This window comes from Micromonospora endophytica (assembly GCF_003236305.1).
GTDB classification, from domain to species: Bacteria; Actinomycetota; Actinomycetes; order Mycobacteriales; family Micromonosporaceae; genus Micromonospora; species Micromonospora endophytica.
The window spans coordinates 1-22,440 of sequence record NZ_POTX01000081.1 but is presented as its reverse complement, the minus strand read 5'-3'; the positions used below and the strand labels follow the sequence as shown (position 1 = coordinate 22,440).

The 22,440-nt window shown below is 72.4% G+C and carries 22 protein-coding genes; 7 read left to right on the top strand and 15 right to left on the bottom strand.

Going from position 1 to position 22,440, the window contains the following annotated elements; genetic code table 11:
- The 5 genes from C1I93_RS14280 to truB all read right to left on the bottom strand — a co-directional run.
- Positions 1-1,353, bottom strand: a 1,353-nt coding sequence (locus C1I93_RS14280) for a M16 family metallopeptidase (protein WP_111243765.1), incomplete at its 3' end; no start/stop codon positions are given.
- A 139-nt stretch (positions 1,354-1,492) separates the two neighbouring features.
- Positions 1,493-3,841 carry a polyribonucleotide nucleotidyltransferase gene (locus tag C1I93_RS14275; protein ID WP_111243764.1) on the bottom strand — a complete coding sequence of 783 codons (2,349 nt, stop codon included), beginning with the start codon at positions 3,839-3,841 and terminating at the stop codon, positions 1,493-1,495.
- A 219-nt stretch (positions 3,842-4,060) separates the two neighbouring features.
- Positions 4,061-4,330: a 30S ribosomal protein S15 gene (gene rpsO, locus C1I93_RS14270; RefSeq protein ID WP_111243763.1), complete on the bottom strand. Its 270-nt coding sequence runs from the start codon at positions 4,328-4,330 to the stop codon at positions 4,061-4,063.
- 182 nt (positions 4,331-4,512) lie between these two features.
- Positions 4,513-5,442 carry a bifunctional riboflavin kinase/FAD synthetase gene (locus C1I93_RS14265; RefSeq protein WP_111243762.1) on the bottom strand — a complete coding sequence of 310 codons (930 nt, stop codon included), beginning with the start codon at positions 5,440-5,442 and terminating at the stop codon, positions 4,513-4,515.
- Between the two features lie 48 nt (positions 5,443-5,490).
- Positions 5,491-6,375 (bottom strand): tRNA pseudouridine(55) synthase TruB, encoded by an 885-nt coding sequence (gene truB, locus C1I93_RS14260; protein ID WP_111243761.1) that lies wholly within the window; start codon positions 6,373-6,375, stop codon positions 5,491-5,493.
- 143 nt (positions 6,376-6,518) lie between these two features.
- Here truB and C1I93_RS14255 point away from each other — a divergent pair, with 143 nt between their 5' ends.
- Complete coding sequence (locus C1I93_RS14255) at positions 6,519-6,842, top strand: hypothetical protein (RefSeq protein WP_111243760.1); 324 nt, start codon at positions 6,519-6,521, stop codon at positions 6,840-6,842.
- On the opposite strand, the gene C1I93_RS14250 is transcribed toward C1I93_RS14255, so the two are convergent.
- The 10 genes from C1I93_RS14250 to rimP all read right to left on the bottom strand — a co-directional run bounded on the left by C1I93_RS14250 (position 6,843) and on the right by rimP (position 16,635).
- Entirely contained in the window at positions 6,843-8,192 is a 1,350-nt protein-coding gene (locus C1I93_RS14250; RefSeq protein WP_111243759.1) for an MATE family efflux transporter, read from the bottom strand.
- Positions 8,193-8,653: 461 nt separating this feature from the next.
- Positions 8,654-8,863: a DUF6186 family protein gene (locus C1I93_RS14245; RefSeq protein ID WP_181445169.1), complete on the bottom strand. Its 210-nt coding sequence runs from the start codon at positions 8,861-8,863 to the stop codon at positions 8,654-8,656.
- Positions 8,863-9,270 carry a hypothetical protein gene (locus tag C1I93_RS14240; RefSeq protein WP_111243770.1) on the bottom strand — a complete coding sequence of 136 codons (408 nt, stop codon included), beginning with the start codon at positions 9,268-9,270 and terminating at the stop codon, positions 8,863-8,865. The genes C1I93_RS14245 and C1I93_RS14240 overlap by 1 nt, the downstream gene beginning before the upstream one ends.
- Positions 9,271-9,335: 65 nt before the next feature.
- The gene (locus C1I93_RS14235; RefSeq protein WP_111243769.1) at positions 9,336-10,394 is read right to left on the bottom strand and encodes a DHH family phosphoesterase; all 1,059 of its coding nucleotides are present in this window, start codon (positions 10,392-10,394) and stop codon (positions 9,336-9,338) included.
- A gap of 68 nt (positions 10,395-10,462) precedes the next feature.
- Positions 10,463-10,951, bottom strand: coding sequence for a 30S ribosome-binding factor RbfA (rbfA, locus tag C1I93_RS14230; protein ID WP_111243768.1), 489 nt, complete (start codon positions 10,949-10,951; stop codon positions 10,463-10,465).
- Between the two features lie 158 nt (positions 10,952-11,109).
- On the bottom strand, positions 11,110-11,403 hold the full coding sequence (locus C1I93_RS14225; protein WP_111243757.1) for a DUF503 domain-containing protein: 294 nt from the start codon (positions 11,401-11,403) through the stop codon (positions 11,110-11,112).
- Positions 11,404-11,495: 92 nt separating this feature from the next.
- Positions 11,496-14,483: a translation initiation factor IF-2 gene (infB, locus tag C1I93_RS14220; protein WP_111243756.1), complete on the bottom strand. Its 2,988-nt coding sequence runs from the start codon at positions 14,481-14,483 to the stop codon at positions 11,496-11,498.
- A gap of 115 nt (positions 14,484-14,598) precedes the next feature.
- Entirely contained in the window at positions 14,599-14,907 is a 309-nt protein-coding gene (locus C1I93_RS14215; protein ID WP_212808597.1) for a YlxR family protein, read from the bottom strand.
- A gap of 16 nt (positions 14,908-14,923) precedes the next feature.
- The gene (gene nusA / locus C1I93_RS14210) at positions 14,924-15,967 is read right to left on the bottom strand and encodes a transcription termination factor NusA (RefSeq protein ID WP_111243754.1); all 1,044 of its coding nucleotides are present in this window, start codon (positions 15,965-15,967) and stop codon (positions 14,924-14,926) included.
- Complete coding sequence (gene rimP / locus C1I93_RS14205) at positions 15,964-16,635, bottom strand: ribosome maturation factor RimP (RefSeq protein ID WP_111243753.1); 672 nt, start codon at positions 16,633-16,635, stop codon at positions 15,964-15,966. The genes nusA and rimP overlap by 4 nt, the downstream gene beginning before the upstream one ends.
- A 221-nt stretch (positions 16,636-16,856) precedes the next feature.
- Between rimP and C1I93_RS14200 the strand changes: the two genes are divergently transcribed.
- From C1I93_RS14200 to C1I93_RS14175, 6 genes are read left to right on the top strand one after another with little or no spacing between them, the layout of a single operon-like run.
- Positions 16,857-17,309, top strand: coding sequence for a hypothetical protein (locus C1I93_RS14200; protein ID WP_111243767.1), 453 nt, complete (start codon positions 16,857-16,859; stop codon positions 17,307-17,309).
- A complete protein-coding gene (locus C1I93_RS14195) occupies positions 17,306-17,749 on the top strand; it encodes a ferritin-like domain-containing protein (RefSeq protein ID WP_111243752.1) in 444 nt (147 codons plus the stop codon). Before C1I93_RS14200 ends, C1I93_RS14195 begins: the two co-directional genes overlap by 4 nt.
- 57 nt (positions 17,750-17,806) lie before the next feature.
- Complete coding sequence (locus C1I93_RS14190) at positions 17,807-18,388, top strand: PadR family transcriptional regulator (RefSeq protein WP_111243751.1); 582 nt, start codon at positions 17,807-17,809, stop codon at positions 18,386-18,388.
- Positions 18,389-18,432: 44 nt separating this feature from the next.
- The gene (locus C1I93_RS14185) at positions 18,433-19,179 is read left to right on the top strand and encodes an ABC transporter ATP-binding protein (RefSeq protein WP_111243766.1); all 747 of its coding nucleotides are present in this window, start codon (positions 18,433-18,435) and stop codon (positions 19,177-19,179) included.
- Positions 19,176-21,908, top strand: a complete 2,733-nt coding sequence (locus C1I93_RS14180) for an FtsX-like permease family protein (protein ID WP_111243750.1) — start codon at positions 19,176-19,178, stop codon at positions 21,906-21,908. Before C1I93_RS14185 ends, C1I93_RS14180 begins: the two co-directional genes overlap by 4 nt.
- A gap of 55 nt (positions 21,909-21,963) precedes the next feature.
- Positions 21,964-22,437, top strand: a complete 474-nt coding sequence (locus C1I93_RS14175) for a nitroreductase/quinone reductase family protein (protein ID WP_111243749.1) — start codon at positions 21,964-21,966, stop codon at positions 22,435-22,437.
- The last annotated feature ends 3 nt before the right edge of the window (positions 22,438-22,440 follow it).

The following is a 22,440-nucleotide window of genomic DNA, read 5'->3' as shown; positions in this document are numbered from 1 at the left end:
GTGGTGGGGGGTGAAGGGGCCGACGACGGCTAGGGACATCGGGCGGGTCAGCAGGTCGGCGGCGAGGGTGTTGACCTCGTCGAGGGTCACCGCGTCGACCCGGTCGAGCAGCTCGTTGACCGGCATCAGGTCGCCGTAGAGCAGCTCGCCCTTGGCCAACCGGCTCATCCGGGAACCGGTGTCCTCCAGGCCGAGCACGAACGCGCCCTTGCTCATCCCCTTGCCCCGGGCGAGTTCGGCCTCGGTGATGCCGTGCTCGGCGATCCGTGCCAGCTCGGCCCGGGTCAGTTCCAGCACCTCATCGACCCGGCTCGGCGCGCAGCCGGCGTAGACGCCGAACAGGCCACTGTCGGCGTACTGACTGGCGTAGGAGTAGACCGAGTACGCCAGGCCGCGCTGCTCCCGGATCTCCTGGAAGAGCCGGCTGGACATGCCGCCGCCGAGCACGTTGTTCAGCACCCCCAGGGCGAACCGGCGCTCGTCGAGCCGGTCGATGCCGGGGCAGCCGAGCACCACGTGGGCCTGCTCGGTCTCCTTCGCCTCCACCACTGTCGAGGCGGCCCGGGTGCGTACCGCCGGAGTGGTCGGCCGGTACGGCGCCGGCGCGGCCGGGTCGGTGTCCAGCGGGCTGCCCTGCACCGCCTGGCGGACCAATCGGACCACCGTGGTGTGGTCAAGGTTGCCGGCGGCGGCGATGACGATCTGCGGTGCCACGTAGCGGCGGCGGTAGAAGGTCTGGATCTGCCGGCGGCTCATCGGGGTGACGGTCTCCGCGGTGCCGGAGATCAGCCGGCCCAGCGGGTGGTCGCCGTAGACAGCCCGGGCGAACAGGTCGTGCACCTCGTCACCGGGCTCGTCGTCGTGCATGGCGATCTCCTCGAGGATCACGCCGCGCTCGGTCTCCACGTCGGCCGGTTCCAGCACCGAGTCGGCGACCAGGTCGCACATCACGTCGATGGCCAGCGGCAGGTCCTCGTCCAGCACCCGGGCGTAGTAGCAGGTGTACTCCTTCGTGGTGAAGGCGTTCGTCTCCCCGCCAACCGCCTCGATCGCCGAGGAGATCTCCAGCGCGCCCCGCTTGTGGGTGCCCTTGAAGAGCAGGTGTTCCAGGAAGTGCGCGGCACCGGCCTGGGGCCCGGTCTCGTCCCGTGAGCCGACCGCCACCCAGATGCCGAACGAGACGCTGCGCATGGCGGGAATCGCCTCGGTCAGCACGCGCAGCCCGCTCGGCAGCACCGTGCGACGCACCGTACCGCCCAGCGGGTCTTCGCTCAGCGTCCTGGTCACCGCCCGGGTCGCGCCGCCGCCGGATCGGGCGGTCGTGGTGGCATGCCGGGCACCGGGCGGTGTCACCCCGACTGCGCGCGCGGGCAGAGACGGACGCCGGGTGCGACTCACGGCAAACCTGCTTCCAGTACGACGAGGTGGGGGGACGAACCGGCCGGGCGACGGTGTCGCCCGGCCGGTCGGTGGTGCAGTACTGCTGATCGGGTCAGCTGTGCCGGGTGCGGCGCCGCGGGCGCGACTCGCCGCCGCCCTCGCCGCCCTCGCCCCGCTCCGGGGCACGGCCACCACGGTCGCCACGGTCACGCGGACCCCGGTCACCCCGCTCCCGGCTGGCCGGCCGCTCGCCGCCGGCCTCGGCCGGAGCCGGAGCCTCGGCACCCTCCGGGCGGACCTTGTCCAGGTAGATCTTGCCGCGCTGGTCGATGTCGGCGATCTCGACCTCGACCCGGTCGCCGACGTTGAGGAAGTCCTCGACCTTCTCGACCCGCTTGCCGTCGCCCACCTTGGAGATGTGCAGCAGGCCGTCGCGGCCCGGCAGCAGCGAGACGAACGCACCGAACGGCGCGGTCTTGACCACCGTGCCCAGGAAGCGGTCGCCCATCTTGGGCAGGGTCGGGTTGGCGATCGCGTTGATCCGCTCGACCGCGGCCTGCGCCGACGGGCCGTTGGTGGCACCGACGTAGATGGTGCCGTCGTCCTCGATGGAGATCTCGGCGCCGGTCTCGTCCTGGATGGCGTTGATGGTCTGCCCCTTCGGGCCGATCACCATGCCGATCTTGTCGACCGGGATCTTCACCGTGGTGACCCGCGGCGCGTAGTCCGACATCTCGGCCGGCGCCTCGATCGCCCGCTGCATCACGTCGAGGATGGTCTGCCGGGCCTCGTACGCCTGCTGGAGCGCGGCGGCAAGCACGTCGGACGGGATGCCGTCGAGCTTGGTGTCGAGCTGAAGCGCGGTGACGAAGTCACGGGTGCCGGCGACCTTGAAGTCCATGTCGCCGAACGCGTCCTCAGCGCCGAGGATGTCGGTGAGCGTGACGTACTGCGTCTTGCCCTCGACCTCGTCGGAGATCAGGCCCATGGCGATGCCGGCGACCGGCGCCTTCAGCGGCACACCGGCGGAGAGCAGGCCCAGCGTGGAGGCGCAGACCGAACCCATCGAGGTGGAGCCGTTGGAGCCGAGCGCCTCGGAGACCTGCCGGATGGCGTACGGGAACTCCTCGCGCGAGGGCAGCACCGGGATCAGCGCCCGCTCGGCGAGGGCCCCGTGGCCGATCTCACGGCGCTTCGGCGAGCCGACCCGGCCGGTCTCACCGGTCGAGTACGGCGGGAAGTTGTAGTTGTGCATGTAGCGCTTGGACTTCTCCGGGGAGAGGGTGTCCAGCGCCTGCTCCATGCGCAGCATGTTGAGCGTGGTGACGCCGAGGATCTGGGTCTCGCCGCGCTCGAACAGCGCCGAACCGTGCACCCGGGGCAGCACGCCGACCTCGGCGCTCAGCGGCCGGATGTCACGCGGGCCACGGCCGTCGATGCGGACCTGCTCCCGCAGCACCCGGCTGCGCACCTCGGACTTGGTCAGCGAGCGGAAGGCGGCGGAGATCTCCTTCTCCCGGCCCTCGAAACGCGGACCGACCTCCTCCTGGAGGCGGGCCTTGATCGCGTCCAGGGCACCCTCACGGTCCGCCTTGCCGGCGATCTGGAGGGCCTCGGCCACGTCGGCGCGGGCGAACTCGGCGACCGCGTCGTACGCGTCGTCGGAGTAGTCCAGGAAGACCGGGAACTCGGCGACCGGCTTGGCGGCCACGTCGGCCAGCTCGCTCTGCGCCCGGCACAGCTCCCGGATGGCCGGCTTGGCGGCCTCCAGGCCGCTGGCCACGACCTCCTCGGTCGGCGCGGCGGCGCCGCCGGCGACCAGCTTGACGGTGTTCTCGGTGGCCTCGGCCTCGACCATCATGATCGCGACGTCGCCGTCGGCCAGGGCCCGACCGGCCACCACCATGTCGAAGGTGGCGCGGCTCAGCTCCTCGTGGGTCGGGAAGGCGACCCACTGGCCGTCGACGTGCGCCATCCGGGTGGCCCCGATCGGGCCGGAGAACGGCAGGCCGGAGAGCTTGGTCGACATCGAGGCGGCGTTGATCGCCACCACGTCGTACGGGTGCTGCGGGTCGAGCGCGAGGATGGTCTCGACGACCTGGACCTCGTTGCGCAGGCCCTTGACGAACGACGGGCGCAGCGGCCGGTCGATCAGGCGGCAGGTGAGGATGGCGTCCTCGCTGGGCCGGCCCTCACGACGGAAGAACGAGCCGGGGATGCGGCCCGCGGCGTACATCCGCTCCTCGACGTCGACGGTCAGCGGGAAGAAGTCGAACTGCTCCTTCGGCTGCTTGCCGGCGGTGGTGGCGGAGAGGACGACCGTCTCGCCGAGCTGGGCGATGACGGAGCCGGCGGCCTGGCGGGCCAGCCGGCCGGTGGAGAAGCTGATCTCCCGGGTGCCGAACGACCCGTTGTCGATCACGGCGGTGCGGGTTTCGGTGCCGAGTCTGGTCTCGGTCATGGTGCTGTCGTGCTCCTTCGCATCGGTGGGCCACGACGCGGGAGCTGTGCGGACGGCCGGTCTTCGATCGAAGCGCCCGGGGCCGGCGGCGGTGGTGCCGCAGCGCCCGGAGGCCACTACCGGAGACCGGTACGCCGACGGCTCTCAGGTGGTCGGGCCCGTGTCTCGAGTGGGAACGCCGACGGGGGAGCGCCCGAGTGGGCGGCTCCCCCGTTCACGTCACCGGCGCAGGCCGAGCCGCTCGATGAGCGACCGGTAGCGGTTGATGTCCTTCTTCTGGACGTAGTTGAGCAACCGGCGGCGACGGCCGACCAGCAGCAGCAGCCCACGGCGGCTGTGGTGGTCGTGCTTGTGCACCTTCAGGTGCTCGGTGAGGTCGGCGATCCGCTTGGTGAGGACCGCGACCTGCACCTCGGGCGAACCGGTGTCGCCCTCGACGGTCGCGTACTCCTCGCGGATCTTGGCCTTGGACTGCTGGTCGAGCGCCATGTTCTCCCTGTTTCAGTGGGTTGCTTCGATAAGTGTCCGTCGGGCCGGGCTAGGGCACCGGTGACGGACGGTCCTCGCACCCGCGGCGTCGAGCAGGCATGCGAGGCCCCGCGTCGGTCAGCCGACGTCTCCCCCCACCCTACCAGCACCTGCCCGGACCGGCCCGGCAAGGGCGGCGAGGGTCAGGTCAGCGTGGCGCGGATGCGCTGCACGTCCTCGGTGATCTGCGCCACCAACGCCTCGATCGAGTCAAACCGGATCTGCCCGCGCACGTGCGCCACGAAGTCCAGGGCCAGCCGCTCGCCGTAGAGGTCGCCGTCGAAGTCCAGGACGTACGCCTCGACCCGGCGCTCGCGCCCGGAGAAGGTGGGGTTCGTGCCGATCGACACGGCCGCGGAGAGCGGCTCGGGCTGTCCGCGCCGCAGCATCCGGGCGGCGTAGATCCCGTCGGCGGGAACCGCCGCGTACCGGTGGCAGAGCAGGTTGGCGGTGGGAAAGCCCAGCTCACGGCCGCGTTGGTCGCCCCGGACCACCACACCCTCCAGCCGGTGCGGGCGGCCCAGCGCGGCGGCCGCCGCCGTCACGTCACCGGCGTCGACGCAGGAGCGGATGTACGTCGAGGAGAAGACGGTGCCGTCCTCGGCCACCAGCGGTGAGCCCTCGACGGCGAAGCCGAAGGTGCGGCCGAGCCGCTCCAGCAGCGCCACGTCGCCCGCCGCCCGGTGCCCGAACCGGAAGTTGTCCCCCACCACCACCAGCGTGGCGTGCAGGTGCTCGACGAGCACGTCGTGCACGAACGCCTCGGCGGGCAGCCGGGAGAACTCGGGCGTGAACGGCACCACGCAGAGCACATCCACCCCGAGCGCCTCGATCAGCTCCGCCTTGCGCGCCTGCTCGGTGAGCACCGCCGGGTGCGAGCCGGGCCGGACCACCTCGGCCGGGTGCGGATCGAAGGTGACCACCACCGACTGCACGCCCAGTTCCCGGGCGCGGGCCACGGTGTGCCCGATGGTGGCCTGATGCCCCTTGTGCACGCCGTCGAAGACCCCGATGGTGACGACCGACCGCCCCCAACCGCCGGGTGCCGCGTCGTACCCCCGCCACCGCTGCATGCTCTTCCTCTCCTGTCGTCCGCCGCTCGTCGGTTGCGGGTCCGGCCGTCAGGCCGGGGCCAGCACGATCTCCGCGCGAGCCCGGCCGTCCCGCTCGCTGACGATAGCGATCACGCCACCCGCCGGGTCGAAGACCGCGTACGGCCCGACGAGCCCGACCGCGTCGAGCGGACCGCCGTGGGACAGCACCTTGGCCTCGTCCGCGCCGGCGTCGCGGCGCGGGAAGAACCGCTCGGCCGCCACCGCGAGGGGCAGGCCGATCACGTCGGGCGCCCGCCGCTCCAACTCCTCCAGGGTGACCGACTCGGCCAGGCCGAAGCCACCCACCGAGGTACGCCGCAACGCGGTCAGGTGCCCGCCCACACCCAGCGCCAGGCCCGCGTCCCGGGCGATGGCCCTGATGTACGTGCCGGTGGAGCAGGAGACCTCGATGTCGACGTCGACCACGTCGGGCTCGTCACGCCGGACCGCCAGCACGTCGAGCCGGGAGACGGTGACCCGGCGGGCCGGCAGCTCGACGCTCTCCCCTTCGCGCACCCGCTTGTACGCCCGCTGACCGTTGATCTTGATAGCGCTCACCGCGCTCGGCACCTGGTCGATCTCGCCGGTCAACGCCGCCAGCGCCGAGCGGACCGCGTCGTCGGTGATCCGGCCGGCCGGCGTGGTGGCGATCACGTCACCCTCGGCGTCGTCGGTGACAGTGGCCTGGCCCAGCCGGATGGTGGCGGCGTAGCTCTTGTCCGCACCGATCACGTACGTCAGCAGGCGGGTGGCCCGGCCCACGCCGATCACCAGCACACCGGTGGCCATCGGGTCGAGCGTGCCGCCGTGACCCACCCGGCGGGTACGCGCGAGCCGACGCAGTCGCGCCACGACGTCGTGCGACGTCATGCCGCCGGGCTTGTCCACCACGATCAGACCGTCTCCACTCACGACGTGCAAGCCTGCCAGACCGTGCGGGGCGGCCGAGCACCGCCACAGCCGGCGCAGAACGGGGATGCCTCTCCTCGCACCCGGCTGTCACGATGAGGGCATTGGCGTGGGCAGATACGCCACTGGCCAACGGGGAGGTCACCATGTCCAGGGACGGCACGACCGGCGGGGACCGGCAGCGCAGCGCGGATCCGATCCACCTGCGTACGCCGGCCCGATCGAGCACGCTGCCCGAGTGGATGCTCGACCCACCGCCGCCCCGGCGCACCCTCGGCGTCCGACTGAAGGAGGGGATCGCTGCCCTGCCCGGTGCTGAGCGGCTGCGGCGGCGCTGGTGGGCCCGGCAGCGGCGGGAACGGCTCTACCAGCGGCACCCGAACACCGTCAAGATCGTCGCCATGGTGCTCTCCTGGACCGTGGTCCTGCTCCTGGTGCTTGCCGTCTACGCCCTCTACGGTCAGGCCTGATCAGGCGCGGGCCTGCGTCGACGGCTCGCTCTGGACCGCGCCGGTCACCGCCCAGGCGCCGCTGCGCAGCCGCAGCAGCAGGGCGACCAGGCGGATCACGACGAACAGCATCAGCCCGGCCCAGATGCCGCCCAGCCCCAGGTCGAAGGCGTAGGCGAGCCAGATCGCCGGCAGGAAGCCGCCCAGCGCGCCGGCCACGGTGAGGTTGCGCAGGTAGCGGATGTCACCCGCACCGATAAGTACCCCGTCGAGAGCGAACACCACACCGGCCAGCGGCAGCATCGCGACGAACCACGGCCAGGCCACCAGCGCCTGCTCGTGCACGGCCTGCTCCGGGGTGAACCAGGTCGGCACCACCCCGGCACCGGCCAGTGCCAACCCGGCGAACGCCGCACCGCAGACCGCACCGAACCACGCGATCCGCCGGGCCAGGGCCCGGGCCACCGCGGCGTCCCCCGCGCCGAGCGCGGCGCCGACAAGTGCCTGCGCGGCGATCGCCAGCGCGTCGAGCACCAACGCCGCGAAGAACCAGAGTTGTACGGCGATCTGATGGGCCCCGACCGTCGCCGCGCCGAACCGGGCCGCGACCGCGGTGGCGGAGAGGAAACTGGCCTGGAAGGCCACGCCACGGATCAACAGGTCCCGGCTGAGCACCAGTTGCTGGCGGATGACCCGGGGGCGGGGGCGCAACGCCACCCGTTCGGCCACCAGGGCTGCGGCGAAGAGCACGCCGGAGAGGGTCTGCGCGATGACGTTCGCCACCGCGGAGCCGATCAGGCCCATGCCCACCGGATAGACGAGCACCGGGCAGAGCACCGCGGAGAGCAGGTTGGGGCCGACCACGAAGAAGAGCGGGCGGCGGGTGTCCTGCACCCCGCGCAGCCAGCCGTTTCCGGCGGCGGCGAGCAGCAGTCCGGGGGCGCCGAACGCGGCGATCCGCAGCCACTCGGCGGCGGCTTGGCCGACCTCGCCGCCGCCGGCCAGCGCACCGGCCAGGGCACCGCCACCGAACTGCATGCCGACCACGACCAGCAGACCTACGCCAAGGGCCAACCAGGACGACTGGACGCCCTCGGCCACGGCGGCGGCGCGGTCGCCCGCGCCGAAGCGGCGGGCCGCCCGGCCGGTGGTGCCGTACGCGACAACGGTGCCCAGCCAGGCGGTGAGGGTCATCACGGTGCCGCCGACGGCCACGGCGGCCAGCGGGACCCGGCCCAGGTGACCGACGACTGCGGTGTCGACCAGGATGTAGAGCGGCTCGGCGGCCAGGACCACGAGGGCCGGCAGGGCGAGCGCGGCGATCCGGCGCGGCGAGGCGACCCGATCGGTGGTGACGGTGGACTGGCTCATCGCTGCCGATGGTGGCACGTGAGCAGTAAGGGGAGCAAGCCCGGTTCGCTACTTACGCTCCCGGGTCGTGCCGGCGACCGGCGTCAGCGCCGGTCGGATCCGGTCACTGACGGGTGTCCATGGAGGTCTGGAGAGCGCGGCGGGCCTGCTCCCGGGCTTCGTCGGTGGTCTCCGGCTTGGGCTTGGCGGGCATGGTGGACCCCTTTCCAGGGCGCGCGATGATGCGTCACGGGCGGCGTTACGAAGACACCCGGAACCTGCTGCGGGGTCACCGCAGCGATGGCTGGGCGGCATGGTGGCCCGGGTCGGTCGACCCTGGAGAGAGGCGGCACCAGGTACGGCTCCGCCACCCCTGACCTGCGCCAAAGCGACGTCGGCCAGTTCCCAAGTTATCGTTCAGGTCCACATGGTGCGCGCTGTTCCCGCCATCTGGACAGGCCGGGCACCGGTCCGCGAACCGGTCACCGGGCCAGGAAGTGCCAGCCGACCCACCACCAGAAACCGAACAACCCGATCCGACCGACCGGCACCGGGCCGACTTCGTACCGCATCACGTAGGCGCAGACCTCACCCAGGGTCGGGATCCGCGAACCCTCCCGCCGGGCCAACCACTCGACCAGGCCGAACAGCGCCAGTCCGACCAGGAAACCGCCGATCGCCAGGGCCCGCATCATCGCCGCACCAGCCCCCAGAACGCCGACAGCCACACCAGCCAGGCGGCGGAGCGGACCAGTCGGTCCTCCAGCAGTGGATCGGCCAGCCGGGAGAAGGTGGGAAAATCGTCACCGGCCGCCGCCACGAAGGTGGCCCCCTCGAAGATCCCGAACACCAGCACCGGAACCGCCCACCAGACCGCACCCGAACTCAGCCGTCGCGGTGCCGGACGGCGCGGCACCCGGTTGCTCAGCCCGAACCAGATGAGCACCCCGCCAGCGCCGAACACGTAGAGGTTCGCCTCGGTGGAGAAGGACGAAAAGCGTCCGCCGACCAGTGAGAGGGCGACGAGCACCGGTACGCAGACCACCGGACGCTCCCAGGTGCGAGGGGCCTCGACAGTCAGGTCGTGGGGCTGCTCCATCATCCGATTGTCCCTGTCGGCGTCCCGGCGGCAAAACGTCGACATACCCGGAGCCGCCCCGGAGATCAGGTGGGGCGGCCGGCGCCACCACTCGACTCGGAGACCGCCAACTCGGCCCGGATCTGCTCGACCACCTCGTCTACAGTGCCCCGACCGGTGAATCCGGCAGCGAGCCGATGCCCCCCGCCACCCAACGCGACCGCCACCCGGCTGACGTCTGTCGCGCCCTTGCTGCGCAGGGAGACCGCCCACTCCCCCGGTCCGGTCTGCTTCACCACGCAGCTGACGTCGGCCTCGGCGGTGCACCGCACCGGGTCGATGAGTGCCTCCAGCACGTACGGGCGTTGCTCATGCCGGGCCAGGTCGTCCAGGGTCGCGTACGTCCACACCAGACCGTGACCAGCGGCGGCCCCGGGCTCCAGCCGGGCCCGGCCGAGCACCTCGCCGAAGAGGCGTACCGCACCGAACGGACGGCTGTCGAAGACCCGCCGGGAGATGTCGCCCGGACGAATCCCGGTGGCCAGCAGGCGGGCCGCCATCTCGTGCACCGCCGCGGTGGTGGCGTCGAACCGGAACGAGCCGGTGTCGGTGCTGAGGGCCACGTACAGGCACTCGGCGATGCCGGCGTCCAACGTCACCCCGAGCCGGGCCAGCAGCTCCTCGGCCACCACAGAGGTCGCCGCCGCGGCCGGGTCGACCAGGTTGACGTCGCCGAAGCCGGTGTTGGAGGCGTGATGGTCCAGCACCAGCGCGGTGCCCGGGCCGGTCAGCCGGTCGGCCAGCTCACCGAGCCGCGAATCGCTCGCCGCGTCGAAACAGATGACCAGGTCCGGTGCCGGGTCGGCCTGCGCCGCCGGCACCAGCAACTCCAGACCGGGCAGCGCACGGAAGGGCTCGGGCACCTCCGGCGGCCCGGGGAAGGTCGCCTGAAGCTGCCGTACGCCGAGCCGGCGCAGCCCGAGCCCGAAGCCCAGCATGCTGCCGAGCGCGTCCCCATCCGGGTTGACGTGGCAGATCAGCAGCACCCGTCCGTCGGCCGGCAGCCCCCGAACAGCCGCCACGGCGGCGGCCCAGTCCGCCTCGGTCGGACCGGCCGCGGCCGGCCCCGCGGGGCCGGCCGCCACCGCGCGCACCGGGTCCGACGTCGCCACGGGCGGGTCAGCCTCGGTCAGCGCGCCGCCGGACGAGGCGGTCACCGCCGGTCCCCGCCCCGGGCGTCGTCGTCGGCGTCGTCGGCGTCGTCCGCCTCCGGCGCCTCGTCGGACTCCTCCAACCGGTACGGCTGTGCCTCACCGGCGTACTCGGCCTGGGCGGCGAGCCGCTGCACCTCGGCGTCGGCGTTGCGGGCCGCGGCGAGCAGGTCGTCGATGTGCTTGACCTGGTCCTGCACGTCGTCCAGGACGAAGGTGAGCGTCGGCGAGTGGCGCAGGCCGAGAGCCTTGCCGACCGTGCTGCGCAGCATGCCCTTGGCGCTGTCCAGCGCGGCGGCGGTGCCCGCCTGGGCCGCCGCGTCGCCGAGCACGGTGTAGAAGACCGTGGCGTCGCGCAGGTCCGCGGTGATCCGGGCGTCGGTGATGGTGATCATGCCCAGTCGGGGGTCCTTGATCTGGCTCCGGACCACCGAGGCGACAAGTTCCCGCACCCGCTCGGCGTGCCGGCGTACCTTGGCCGGATCCGTCATCTCCGTCACCTCCACGGCGTCCCGCTCCCCGGGCGGAACCGACGACGGCGACGTCACCGGAGCCGACCGGACCCCAACACCTCGAACCCTACCCGCGCCGCACCTGCGGGTGCGCGGGCGGCCGGTGCGCCGGCTCAGCGCGGCGCGACCCGTCGCGGTCAGTCGTCCTCGCCGTACAGCCGGCGACGCACCGAGAGCAACTCGATCTCCGGGCGTCCGGCCACCAGACGCTCGCAGGCGTCGAGCACCTCGCGGGCGTGCGCCGCCTCTGCGGCCACGACGGCCACGCCCACCTCCGTGCGCCCGTGCAGGTCGAGCGCACCCACCTCGGCGGCCGACACCTCGAAGCGGCGCAACGCCGCCACGATCGGCCGTACGTAGGATCTCTTGGCCTTCAGCGACCGGGAGTCACCCGGCAGCAGCAGGTCGAATACTGCGGTTGCGGTGTACATCGTCTCGGGACACTACCCGCACCCCACCCCACATGATCAAGGGGTTTACGCCGTACCGGCGTAAACCCCTCGATCAGTGCGTCACCGCAGGATCAGGCGCGAACCTTCTCCCGCATCTCGAAGGTCTCGATGACGTCGCCGACCTGGACGTTGTTGTAACCACCCAGGGTCAGACCACACTCGAAGCCCTCCCGGACCTCCGTCGCGTCGTCCTTGAACCGCTTGAGCGAGCTGATCGTGAGGTTGTCCGCCACGACCGTGCCGTCGCGCAGCAGGCGCGCCTTCGCGTTGCGCCGGATGATGCCCGACCGGACGATGCAACCGGAGATGTTGCCGATCTTGGACGAACGGAAGACCTCGCGGACCTCCGCGCTGCCCAGCTCGACCTCTTCGTACTCCGGCTTGAGCAGGCCCTTGAGCGCCGCCTCGATCTCCTCGATGGCCTGGTAGATGACGGTGTAGTACCGGATCTCCACGCCCTCGCGGTCGGCCATCTCGCGGACCTTGTTCGAGGCCCGCACGTTGAAGCCGATGATCGTGACCGGCTCGGACGAGGCGCTGGCCAGCATGACGTTGCTCTCGGTGATCGCGCCGACGCCCCGGTCGAGGACCTTGAGCTGGACCTCCTCGGGGATGTCGAGGTTGAACAGCGCGTCCTCCAGGGCCTCCACCGAACCGGAGACATCGCCCTTGAGGATGAGGTTGAGCGACGTCTTCTCGCCCTCCTTGAGCTGCTCCATGAGCGTCTCGAGGGTGGCCCGGCCACGGGAGTTGGCGAATGCCGCCGCCCGCCGCCGCGCCTGGCGCTGCTCGGCGATCTGCCGCACCGTGCGGTCGTCCGCCGCGGCCAGGAAGGTGTCGCCCGCGCCCGGCACCGCGGTCAGACCGAGAACCATCACCGGACGCGCCGGACCGGCCTCGGTGACCTGGTTGCCGTTCTCGTCGAGCATCGCCCGGACCCGGCCGTGCGCCCCACCGGCGACGATCGAGTCGCCCGCCCGCAGGGTGCCCTTCTGCACCAGCACCGTCGCCACCGCACCACGGCCCTTGTCCAGGTGCGCCTCGATGGCCACACCCTGCGCCGGCCCGTCGATCGGAGCGGTCAGCTCCAGCGACGCGTCGGCGGTGAGCAGCACCGCTTCGAGGAGATCCTCGATGCCGATGCCGGGCTTGGCCGCCACGTTGACGAACATGGTGTCGCCGCCGTACTCCTCGGCGACCAGGCCGTACTCGGTCAGCTGCTGGCGGACCTTGTCCGGGTTGGCCTCCGGCTTGTCGACCTTGTTGACCGCGACCACGATCGGCACCTCGGCCGCCTTGGCGTGGTTCAACGCCTCGATGGTCTGCGGCATCACACCGTCGTCGGCCGCCACCACCAGGATGACGATGTCGGTGACCTGGGCACCACGGGCACGCATGGCGGTGAACGCCTCGTGACCCGGGGTGTCGATGAAGGTCACCGCCCGGTCCTCGCCCTCGTGCGGGACGTGGACCTGGTAGGCACCGATGTGCTGGGTGATGCCACCGGCCTCGCCGGCCACGACGTTCGCCTTGCGGATCGCGTCGAGCAGCTTGGTCTTACCGTGGTCGACGTGACCCATCACGGTCACCACCGGCGCACGGCTGACCAGCCGGTCCTCCGCGACCTCGGCGTCGAGGTCGATGTTGAACTGCGCGAGCAGCTCGCGGTCCTCGTCCTCCGGGCTGACGATCTGCACGTTGAAGCCGAGGTGCTCACCCAGCAGCAGCAGGGTGTCGTCGGAGCAGGACTGGGTCGCGGTGACCATCTCGCCCAGGTTGAACATCTCCTGGACCAGCGAACCCGGGTTGGCGTTGATCTTGTCAGCGAAGTCCGACAGCGAGGCGCCCCGGGAGAGCCGGACCGTCTGCCCCTGACCCCGGGGTGCACCCGAGCTCATGGTCGGAGCCGACAGGTTGTCGAACTCCTGTCTGCGCTGCTTCTTCGACTTGCGACCGCGGGTCGGCTTACCACCCGGACGCCCGAAGGCACCGGCGGCACCGCCGCCACGGCCACGGCCGCCGCCACCCGGACGCCCGCCGCCACCGGCCGGCGCACCCGGACGGTAGCCACCGCCAGCAGCACCGCCACCGGGGCCACCACGGTAGCCACCGCCACCGGCACCACCACCGGGGCCGCCACGGTAGCCACCGCCACCGCCACCGGCACCACCACCGGGGCCGCCACGGTAGCCACCGCCACCGCCGCCACCACCGGGACGACCGGCACCGCCACCGGGACGACCGGCACCCGGACCACCCGGGCGACCGGGCCGCTGGCTCGGCATCGACGCCGGGCTCGGCCGCGGCGGCATGGAGGCGGGACTGGGCCGCGGCGGCATCGACGCCGGGCTTGGCCGGGGACCACCGGCACCGGCGGCCGGCGGCCGCTGCTGCTGGCTGCCCTGGATGCCGAACGGGTTGTTACCGGCGCCGCGCGCCGGTGGACGGCCCTGCCGGCCACCAGGGCCGGGGTTGGGTCCGCCGGACCGACCCGCGGCCGGGGAACCCGGGCGGGGCGGCATGGTGCCGGGACCCGGACGGGGACCCGGACGCGCGGCACCGTCGGCCGGAGGCTCCCGGCGGACGTTCTCGCGCTGCTGCTGGCGAGCAGCCTGGGCGGCCTTGACCGCGGCCTCCTGCTCGGCCTTCAGCGCGGCGGCACGCGCCTCGGCGGCCGCCACCTCGATGTCGTGGGCGCTCGCCGGCTTGGCGACCGGGGCCGCCGCGGGCGGCGGACCGGGCACTGGGGCCTTCGGCTTCGGCCCGGGCACCGCCGGACGCCGGGGCGGCGTCGGCTTGGCGGCGATCCGGGGCTCACCCGGGGTCGGAGGTGGGGTCGGCACTGCCGGCGGAGCCGGGGGGGCCGACGGCGCAGCCGCCGGTGCACCCGAGCCGCCGGAGGCGACGAACGCGTTGCGCAGCCGCCGGGCGACGGGCGCCTCGACGGTGCTCGACGCGGACTTGACGAACTCGCCCATTTCCTTCAACTTGGCGAGCACGGTCTTGCTTTCGACCCCGAGCTCCTTTGCAAGCTCGTGTACGCGGGCCTTACCTGCCACTGCACTCCTCACTCCGAGGTCGTGCGGGCAGCACCCGCAGCGACCTCACTCGTGCACTTGAAGCCTGGTCATTTCTGGGACTTCATCGTGTGCTCATGTCGGTCGTCCTACCTTGCTAGCGACCCTCGCCCGACCGGGTGGCCGGACGTGGTGGTTGACGCGTCAGGTACTCCGCGAGGGCCCCGTCATCCGGAACCCCGGCGAGACGCAACGCCCGCCCGAAGGCGCGGCGTCGCACTGCCTGCGCGAAGCAGGCCGGATCCGGGTGCATGTTCGCTCCCCGACCCGGCAGTCTGCGGATCGGATCGGGTCGAAGAGCGAGGCCAGCCTCGTCCTCGACCGCGACGATCCGCAGTAGTTCACTGGCCGGCACCCGCTGTCGGCAACCCACACAGGTGCGCTCCGGCCACGCGCGTCGTGCCACTGGTGGAAGTCTACCCCTAGCCGCCCGAGACCGCGCCGCCCGGTTCCCGGACCTGATCAGCACCCGGCCGAACGGCGGACCCGGCCTGTTCCGCATCCGACCGGATGTCGATTCGCCAACCGGTCAACCGGGCCGCAAGCCGGGCATTCTGCCCTTCCCGCCCGATAGCGAGCGAAAGCTGGAAGTCGGGAACTGTGACGCGTGCCGCGCGAGCAGCCAGGTCGACCACCTCCACCCGCAGCGCCTTGGCCGGCGAGAGGGCGTTGCCGACAAACGTCGCCGGGTCGTCCGACCAGTCGATGATGTCGATCTTCTCGCCGTGCAGTTCGCTCATCACCGCCCGGACCCGCTGCCCCATCGGGCCGATACAGGCGCCCTTGGCGTTGACACCGGGTGTGGTGGAACGCACTGCGATCTTCGTGCGGTGACCGGCCTCGCGGGCGATCGCACTGATCTCGACAGTGCCGTCGGCAATCTCCGGCACCTCCAGGGCGAAGAGCTTCTTCACCAGGTTGGGATGCGTACGAGACAGCGTGATCTGCGGACCACGCATTCCCTTGGCCACGTGCACCACCACGCAGCGGATCCGCTCACCGTGCCGAGGGTGCTCGCCGGGCACCTGCTCGGACTGCGGCAGCACCCCCTCCAGCTTGCCGAGGTCGACGGTGACGATGCCCTTCTCCGCCCGCGCCTCGTGCGCCTGCACCACCCCGGTGACCAGGTCACCGTCGCGGCCGACGTACTCGCCGAAGTGCACCTCGTCGGTGGCCTCCCGCAACCGCTGGAGGATCACCTGCTTGGCGGTCATCGCCGCGATCCGGCCGAAGTCGTGCGGGGTGTCGTCCCACTCCCGCTCCACGGCCCCCTCGGGACCGATCTCCTGGGCGTAGACCAGCGCCACGCCACTCTTGCGATCGATCTCCACCCGGGCGTGCGGCTGGGCACCCTCGGTGTGCCGGTACGCGGTCAGCAGCGCGGTCTCGATCGCCGCGAGGATCGTGTCGAACGGGATCTCCCGCTCGCGCTCGAGGGCGCGCAGCGCCGCGAGGTCGATGTTCACCTCTCCTCGTCCTCCACATCGTCATCGTCATCGACGTCTTCTGAATCGGGCAGCTCGTCGAGGCGGCTGAATTCGACCTGCACCCGGCCTGGACCGAGTTCCGCATAGGTCGACTCCGTACGCTCGTCGTCGATCTCCAGCACCACGCGCTCGTCGTCGGCGGCGATCACCCGCCCGGTGACCTGCCGGTCGCCGGCCGGTCGCGAGCCCTGGGCCCCGGACGGCGCCCCCGCGCCGCGGACGGTCACCCGGACCAGCCGGCCGACGTTGCGTCGCCAGTGCCGGGGCAGGGTCAGTGGCCGATCCACGCCCGGGGAGCTGACCTCAAGCTGGTATTCGCCGGCGACGATGTCACCGCCGCTGGCCTCGGCGGCGTCCAGCGCCGCCGACACCGCGCGCGAGACGTCGGCCACCGCGTCCAGGTTGATCCCGCCGTCGGCGTCGACGATCACGCGGACCACGTGTCGCCGGCCGGCCCGGGACACGGACAGGTCCTCCAGGTCGTAACCGGCGCCGTCGACCACCGGGGCGATCACCGCGCGGAGCCGCTCGCGACGAACGGTGAGATCGCCTCGGGGCGCCTGGGCGCGGGGGACCTGACCGCCTCGTGGAGCCTGGCCGCCACGGGATCGCCCCGTCGTACCGGTGGCACGGCCACGCTGCGTCATCGCTGTCAGACCTTTCGCTGCTCGCCGGCGACCATGCCGGCACGCCACCGGTGCGGGCGCGCCGGTGGCTGCGCAGAGCGTAACGCGCCGGCCCGAGGAGGGCCCCAGCGGCGCACCGACGCCACCGCCGGACACGAGCCGCGGCGATGGTGTTGACTTGTCCGGTGGTGATGGGCAGAACGATCCGCCGGGACCGGACATCCGAGTTTTCCCGACGCGCGGTGCTGGGGGCCGGCGCATTGCTGGCGCTCGGAGGCGCCGCCGGGCCGCTTACCGGTTGTGGCCTCCTCGACCGTGACGACACCCCGAAGCCCGACCCGCTCGATCCGCTGCGCGACGAGGCACTGCGGTTGGCGGCGGGGCTGCGGGCGACCGCCGCCGCGCACCCCGACCTGGCCGGTCGGCTCACCCCGCTCGCCGAGTCACACGAGGCGCACGCGGCCGAACTCGCCCGGGTGACGGGTGCCACGTCGCCGTCCGGGACGGCCGCTCCCCCCGCAACGGCCGGCACACCTCCTACCGATCAGGCCGCCGCCCTGACCGCGCTGCGGCAGGCCGAACGCACCGGTCGGGACGCGGCATCGACCGCCTGCGCGGCGGCCCCCGCCGACCGCGTCGCGTTGCTCGGCTCGATCGCCGCGGCGCGGGCCAGCCACCTGGAGGCACTCAAGTGAGGACCGCACCGACGAAGACCGGCGAGGCACTCGCCGCGGCGCTGACCGCCGAGTACGCGGCCATCTGGGCGTACGGCCCGATCGGGGTGCGCCTGGCCGAGGCCGAACGCAAGTCCGCCGTCGCGGCGGAGGCGGCACACCGGGGTCGACGGGACGCCCTGATGGTGCAGTTGAGCGCCGGGGGCGGCACCGTCCCGCCGGACCGGGCGGGATACACGTTGCCCTTCCCGGTGACCGACCGGGCCAGTGCGCTGCGGCTCGCGGTGCAGGTGGAGGAGCGCACCGCGGCGTTCTGGCGGGCGGTGCTGCCGACCACCACCGGCGCCGAGCGCGACCAGGCCCTGGCCGCCCTGGTGGAGTACGCCGTCCGGGCGACCCGCTGGCGGCGCAGCGCCGGCATCACTCCGCTGACCGTGGCCTTCCCCGGCCGTCCGGGCTGAGCTGCCGTTCCCGCCTCCGGTTGCGGATGGCATACCAGGTATGCATACTCCGGTGCCATGTCCATCCGTTACGGCCTGCTCGCCCTGCTCGAACGCGGGCAGATGTACGGCTACCAGTTGCGAGCCGCGTTCGAGGAGTCGACCGGCTCGACCTGGCCGCTGAACATCGGGCAGGTCTACACCACGCTGTCGCGGTTGGAACGGGACGGACTGGTGCGCTCGCTGCCGGAGAGCGAGGCCGGGCAGCGGCCGTACGAGATCACCGACGCCGGGCGGGCCGACCTGGCGCTCTGGTTCGCCACCCCGATCAGCCGGACCGACCGGCCCCGCGACGAGCTGGCGATCAAACTGGCGTTGGCGTTGACCACCCCCGGGGTCGACGTGCGCGCGGTGGTGCAGAACCAACGCACCGCCACCATGCGTACGTTGCAGGAGCTGACCCGCTTGAAGTACACAAGCGACACGCCCGAGGACCTACCCTGGCGGCTGGTGCTGGACGCGATGATGTTCCAGGCCGAGGCGGAGGTGCGCTGGCTCGACCACTGCGAGACCAGCTTGGTGCGCCACCGCCCCCCGGCTTCCGGCCCGACGCCCAACTCCGAGGCGGTGGGCCGCAGTGACGAGGAGGCACGACGGTGAGCGTGCGCAGGGACACCGCACCGGACGCCGAGCAGCCGACCGGCCTGGACGACCCGGCCGGTCCGCCGACCGAAGCCGTACTCGACCTCCGTGACGTGCATCGCACCCACGGCAGCGGTACGGCCGCCGCGCACGCCCTGCGGGGCGTCAGCCTGGTCGTGCGCCCCGGCGAACTGGTCGCCGTGATGGGCCCCTCCGGCTCCGGCAAGTCGACCCTGTTGACTATCGCCGGTGGGCTGGACAGCCCGACCAGCGGCGAGGTGTACGTCGAAGGCCAGCCACTGCACGCGCTGGACCGCAGCGCCCTGGCCCGGCTACGTCGCCGCCGGATCGGCTACATCTTCCAGCAGCTCAACCTGATCGGTGCGTTGACCGCCGTGGAGAACGTGGCGCTTCCGCTCGAACTCGACGGCGTGGGCGTACGCGGGGCCCGTCGGCTCGCGCAGGACGCGCTGACCGAGGTGGGCCTGACGGAGCTGGGCGACCGCTTCCCGGACCAGCTCTCCGGCGGCCAGCAGCAGCGCGTGGCGATCGCCCGCGCGCTGGTGGGAGATCGTCGCCTGGTGCTGGCCGACGAGCCGACCGGTGCGTTGGACTCGCAGACCGGTGAGGCGGTGCTGCGCCTGTTGCGCCGCCGGGTCGACGCGGGTGCCGCCGGGGTGCTCGTCACCCACGAGGCCCGGCACGCCGGCTGGGCCGACCGGGTGGTGTTCCTGCGCGACGGGGTGACCGTCGACTCGACCGCCCCGTTGGTCGGCGTCGAGGCCCTGCTCGCCGGCAGCGGCCGGTGAGCGGCGCGCCGCACCCGGAACAGCGCAGGGCTCGGCTGGCCGAGACGATCGGCTCGTGGCGGGCGGCGCTGCGGATCGCCCGCCGGGAGGCGAAACGGGCCCGGGGGCGTACCGCCCTGGTGCTCGCGATGATCATCTTGCCGGTGCTGGCGCTCACCTTCGTCGCGGTCAGCGTGGACATGTCCCGGCTGAGCGCGGCCGAGCACCTGGAACGCCGACTCGGTGTCGCCGACGCGGAACTTCGAGTGGTGGCCCGCGGCCCGCTGGTGCAGTCCCCCGACGGGGACGGCTGGAACGCCGAGGAGTACGAGTCCAGTCCGATCCGGCTCGGCGTGGAGCGGGTCGAGGCGCTGCTGCCTCCCGGCAGCCGGCTCCTGCCGTTGCACAGGTGGGTGTTCTTCCCTGCCTGGGACGGCGAACGGTTCCGCGACGACATCTCCGCCACCGTGGTGGACCTCACCGATCCGCTCGGCCGCGGACTCGTCCGGCTGCACACCGGCCGGGTGCCGGCCACGGCGGACGAGATCGCGGTGAACCTGGCCGCCGGGCGAGCGCTTGACGTCGGCGTCGGCGACCGGATCAGCACCCGCGACAGCGCCGGCGACCGGACCGTCGTCGGTGTGGTCGAGTTTCCCGACCAACTGGACCCGGCGGTGTTCGTACCCCCCGCCTCGGCCCTGCCCGAGATGGAGCACGCCGACGAGGCCTACCTGGTGGCCCTCCCCGAGCCGATCACCGACGACCTCTTCCGGCACCTCAACAACCATGGAATCGTGGTCGCCTCCCGGACACCTGCGCCGTCCGACCCGGTGTTCGAGGCCGGGGACATGGCGTCGGGGGCGAACGTGGAGGAGGTCGGCAGCGGGGTGCTGATCGGCGGCCTCGGCCTGCTCGAGGTGGTGCTGCTGGTCGGTCCGGCCTTCGCGGTCGGCGTACGGCGGCGGCGGCGGGACCTCGCGCTGGTCGCGGTCGCCGGTGGCGACGCCGCGCAACTGCGCCGGGTGGTGCTCGCCGACGGGGTGGTGCTGGGTTGCGTCGGTGCCGCTGTCGGCATCGTGATCGGCGTGGTCACCGCGTTCACCGGCCGCTCCCTCGTCGAGCAGTTCATCTTCGGATACCGCTTCGCTGGCTACCGCTTCTGGCCGGCGGCACTGGTGGCGATCGCGCTGGTCGCGGTGCTCGCCGGGGTGCTTGCCGCCCTGGTGCCGGCGTGGACGGCGGCCCGGCAGGACGTGGTGGCCGGGCTCGCCGGCCGCCGGACCCCACCCCGGCACTCGCGCCGATGGCTGATCGTCGGCGTGCTGCTGGCCGTCGGTGGCGCCGGCGTGGCCGCCCTCGGCGCGGTGGTGACCTCGCAGTCGGTCATCCTCGCCGGGATGGTCATGGGTGAACTCGGTCTGGTCTGCGCCACCCCGATGCTTGTGGGGCTGCTGGCCCGGCTCGGCCGGTTCCTCCCGCTGGCAGCCCGGATCGCGGTACGCGACGCCAGTCGCCAACGCTCCTCGACCGCGCCAGCCATCTCGGCGGTGATGGCCGCGGTGGCCGCCAGTGTCGCGCTCGGTCTGGTGCTCGCCAGCGATCAGGAACGCAATGCCGTCAGCTACCCACCCCAGCTGCCCCGCCACAGCGTGCTGATCTCGGTGAACGGACCGCCCGACACCCGCCTGCCCACCCTCGCCGAGATCACCGACCCGGCCCGGCAGCACCTCGGCGCCCGGACCATCATTCCGCTGGTCTCGGCCGGCTGCCGGCAGCAGACCGACAGCTGCCTCGTCGTCCCGGTGCTGCCCACCGAACGGGCCTGTCCCTGGCAGGCGCACCAGCCGCTCAGCGAGGCGCAGCAGATCCAGGCCCGCGCCGATGCCCGCTGCCAGGGGCCGGTCGACGACTACTACGCCATGTACCCGCGCACCGTCGTGGACGACGGGTCCGCCCTGCCGATCCTCACCGGGGCGGCACCCGACGACGTGGCCGCCGCCACCGCCACTCTGCGAGCCGGTGGGGCGGTCCTGACCGACAATCGTTACCTGGTGGACGGGCAGCTCCGGCTCAGCGTCCAACGCGACCCCGAGGAACCGGTGCGCATCGAGGACACCACAACCGTGCCCGGTCACACCCTGGAGATCGGATACGGAAGCAACTGGCTGCTGCTCTCCCCGGCCGCGGCCGAGCGGCTCGGTCTCACCCCGGAGCAGACCGGCTGGGCGCTGGACGTCGACGAACCACCCGGGCAGCGGCAGCAGGAAGCGTTCACCGCCGCGACCCGCTCCCTCGCCCCGCTGGAGCTGGAGTTCCACGACGATCGGCGGCTCGGCGACACCGTGCCGCTGCTGCTGTTGCTGGCCGGGGTGTCCGCGGTGGTCACCGTGGGTGCCGCCGGCATCGCCACAGGTCTCGCCGCGGCGGAGGGACGCGCCGACCTGTCCACCCTCGCGGCGGTCGGGGCCAGTCCGGGCGTACGCCGTCTGCTGTCGCTCTGTCAGTCCGGCGTGATCTCCGTGCTCGGCTCGGTGCTGGGGATCGTCGGTGGCCTCGTGGCGGCGGTGATCATCCTGGGCTTCACCAATCAGCGGTACGCCGAGAGCTGGCCGGTCGAGCCGACGTACCCGCTGGTGATTCCCTGGCTCACGCTCGGCGTGCTGGTCGTGGTGCCGCTTGTCGCGATGCTCGGAGCGGCGCTGTTCACCCGCTCCCGACTACCTGTCGAACGCCGCCTGGACTCGCTGTGAAACGCGACCTGATCGGTGGGTGCCGCACCGGGCCACCGGAAGGCAGACTGGCCGGATGTCCGTTCTGGGAAGCCTCACCCGCCGGGTCGGTAGGCACCGCTGGTTCGGCCGCGTCGTGCGCCTGGTGGTTCCGCTCGACCGGGCGGTCGGGCGGCTGACCCGGGGCCGGGTGGTCGCACTCGGGCTCGCCCCCTCGCTGGTGATCACCACCACCGGCCGCAAGTCCGGCAAGCCCCGCAGCAACCCCCTGCTCTACGTGCGCGACGGCGACACGTACGTGGTGGTCAGCTCCAACTGGGGCCAGTTGCAGCAGCCGGCCTGGGCGCTCAACCTGCTCGCCCGACCGAGCGCCCAGGTCGACGTGGCAGGCCGCCGGATACCGGTACGCGCCGAGGTGGTGACCGGTGACGACCGCGAGCGGTTGTGGCAGTTGCTAGTCACCGAGTGGCCCGCCTACGAGGTGTATGTCGAGCGAGCCGGCGGCCGCGAGATCCGCATCTTCCGCCTGCTCCCCCACCCCCCATCCTGACCC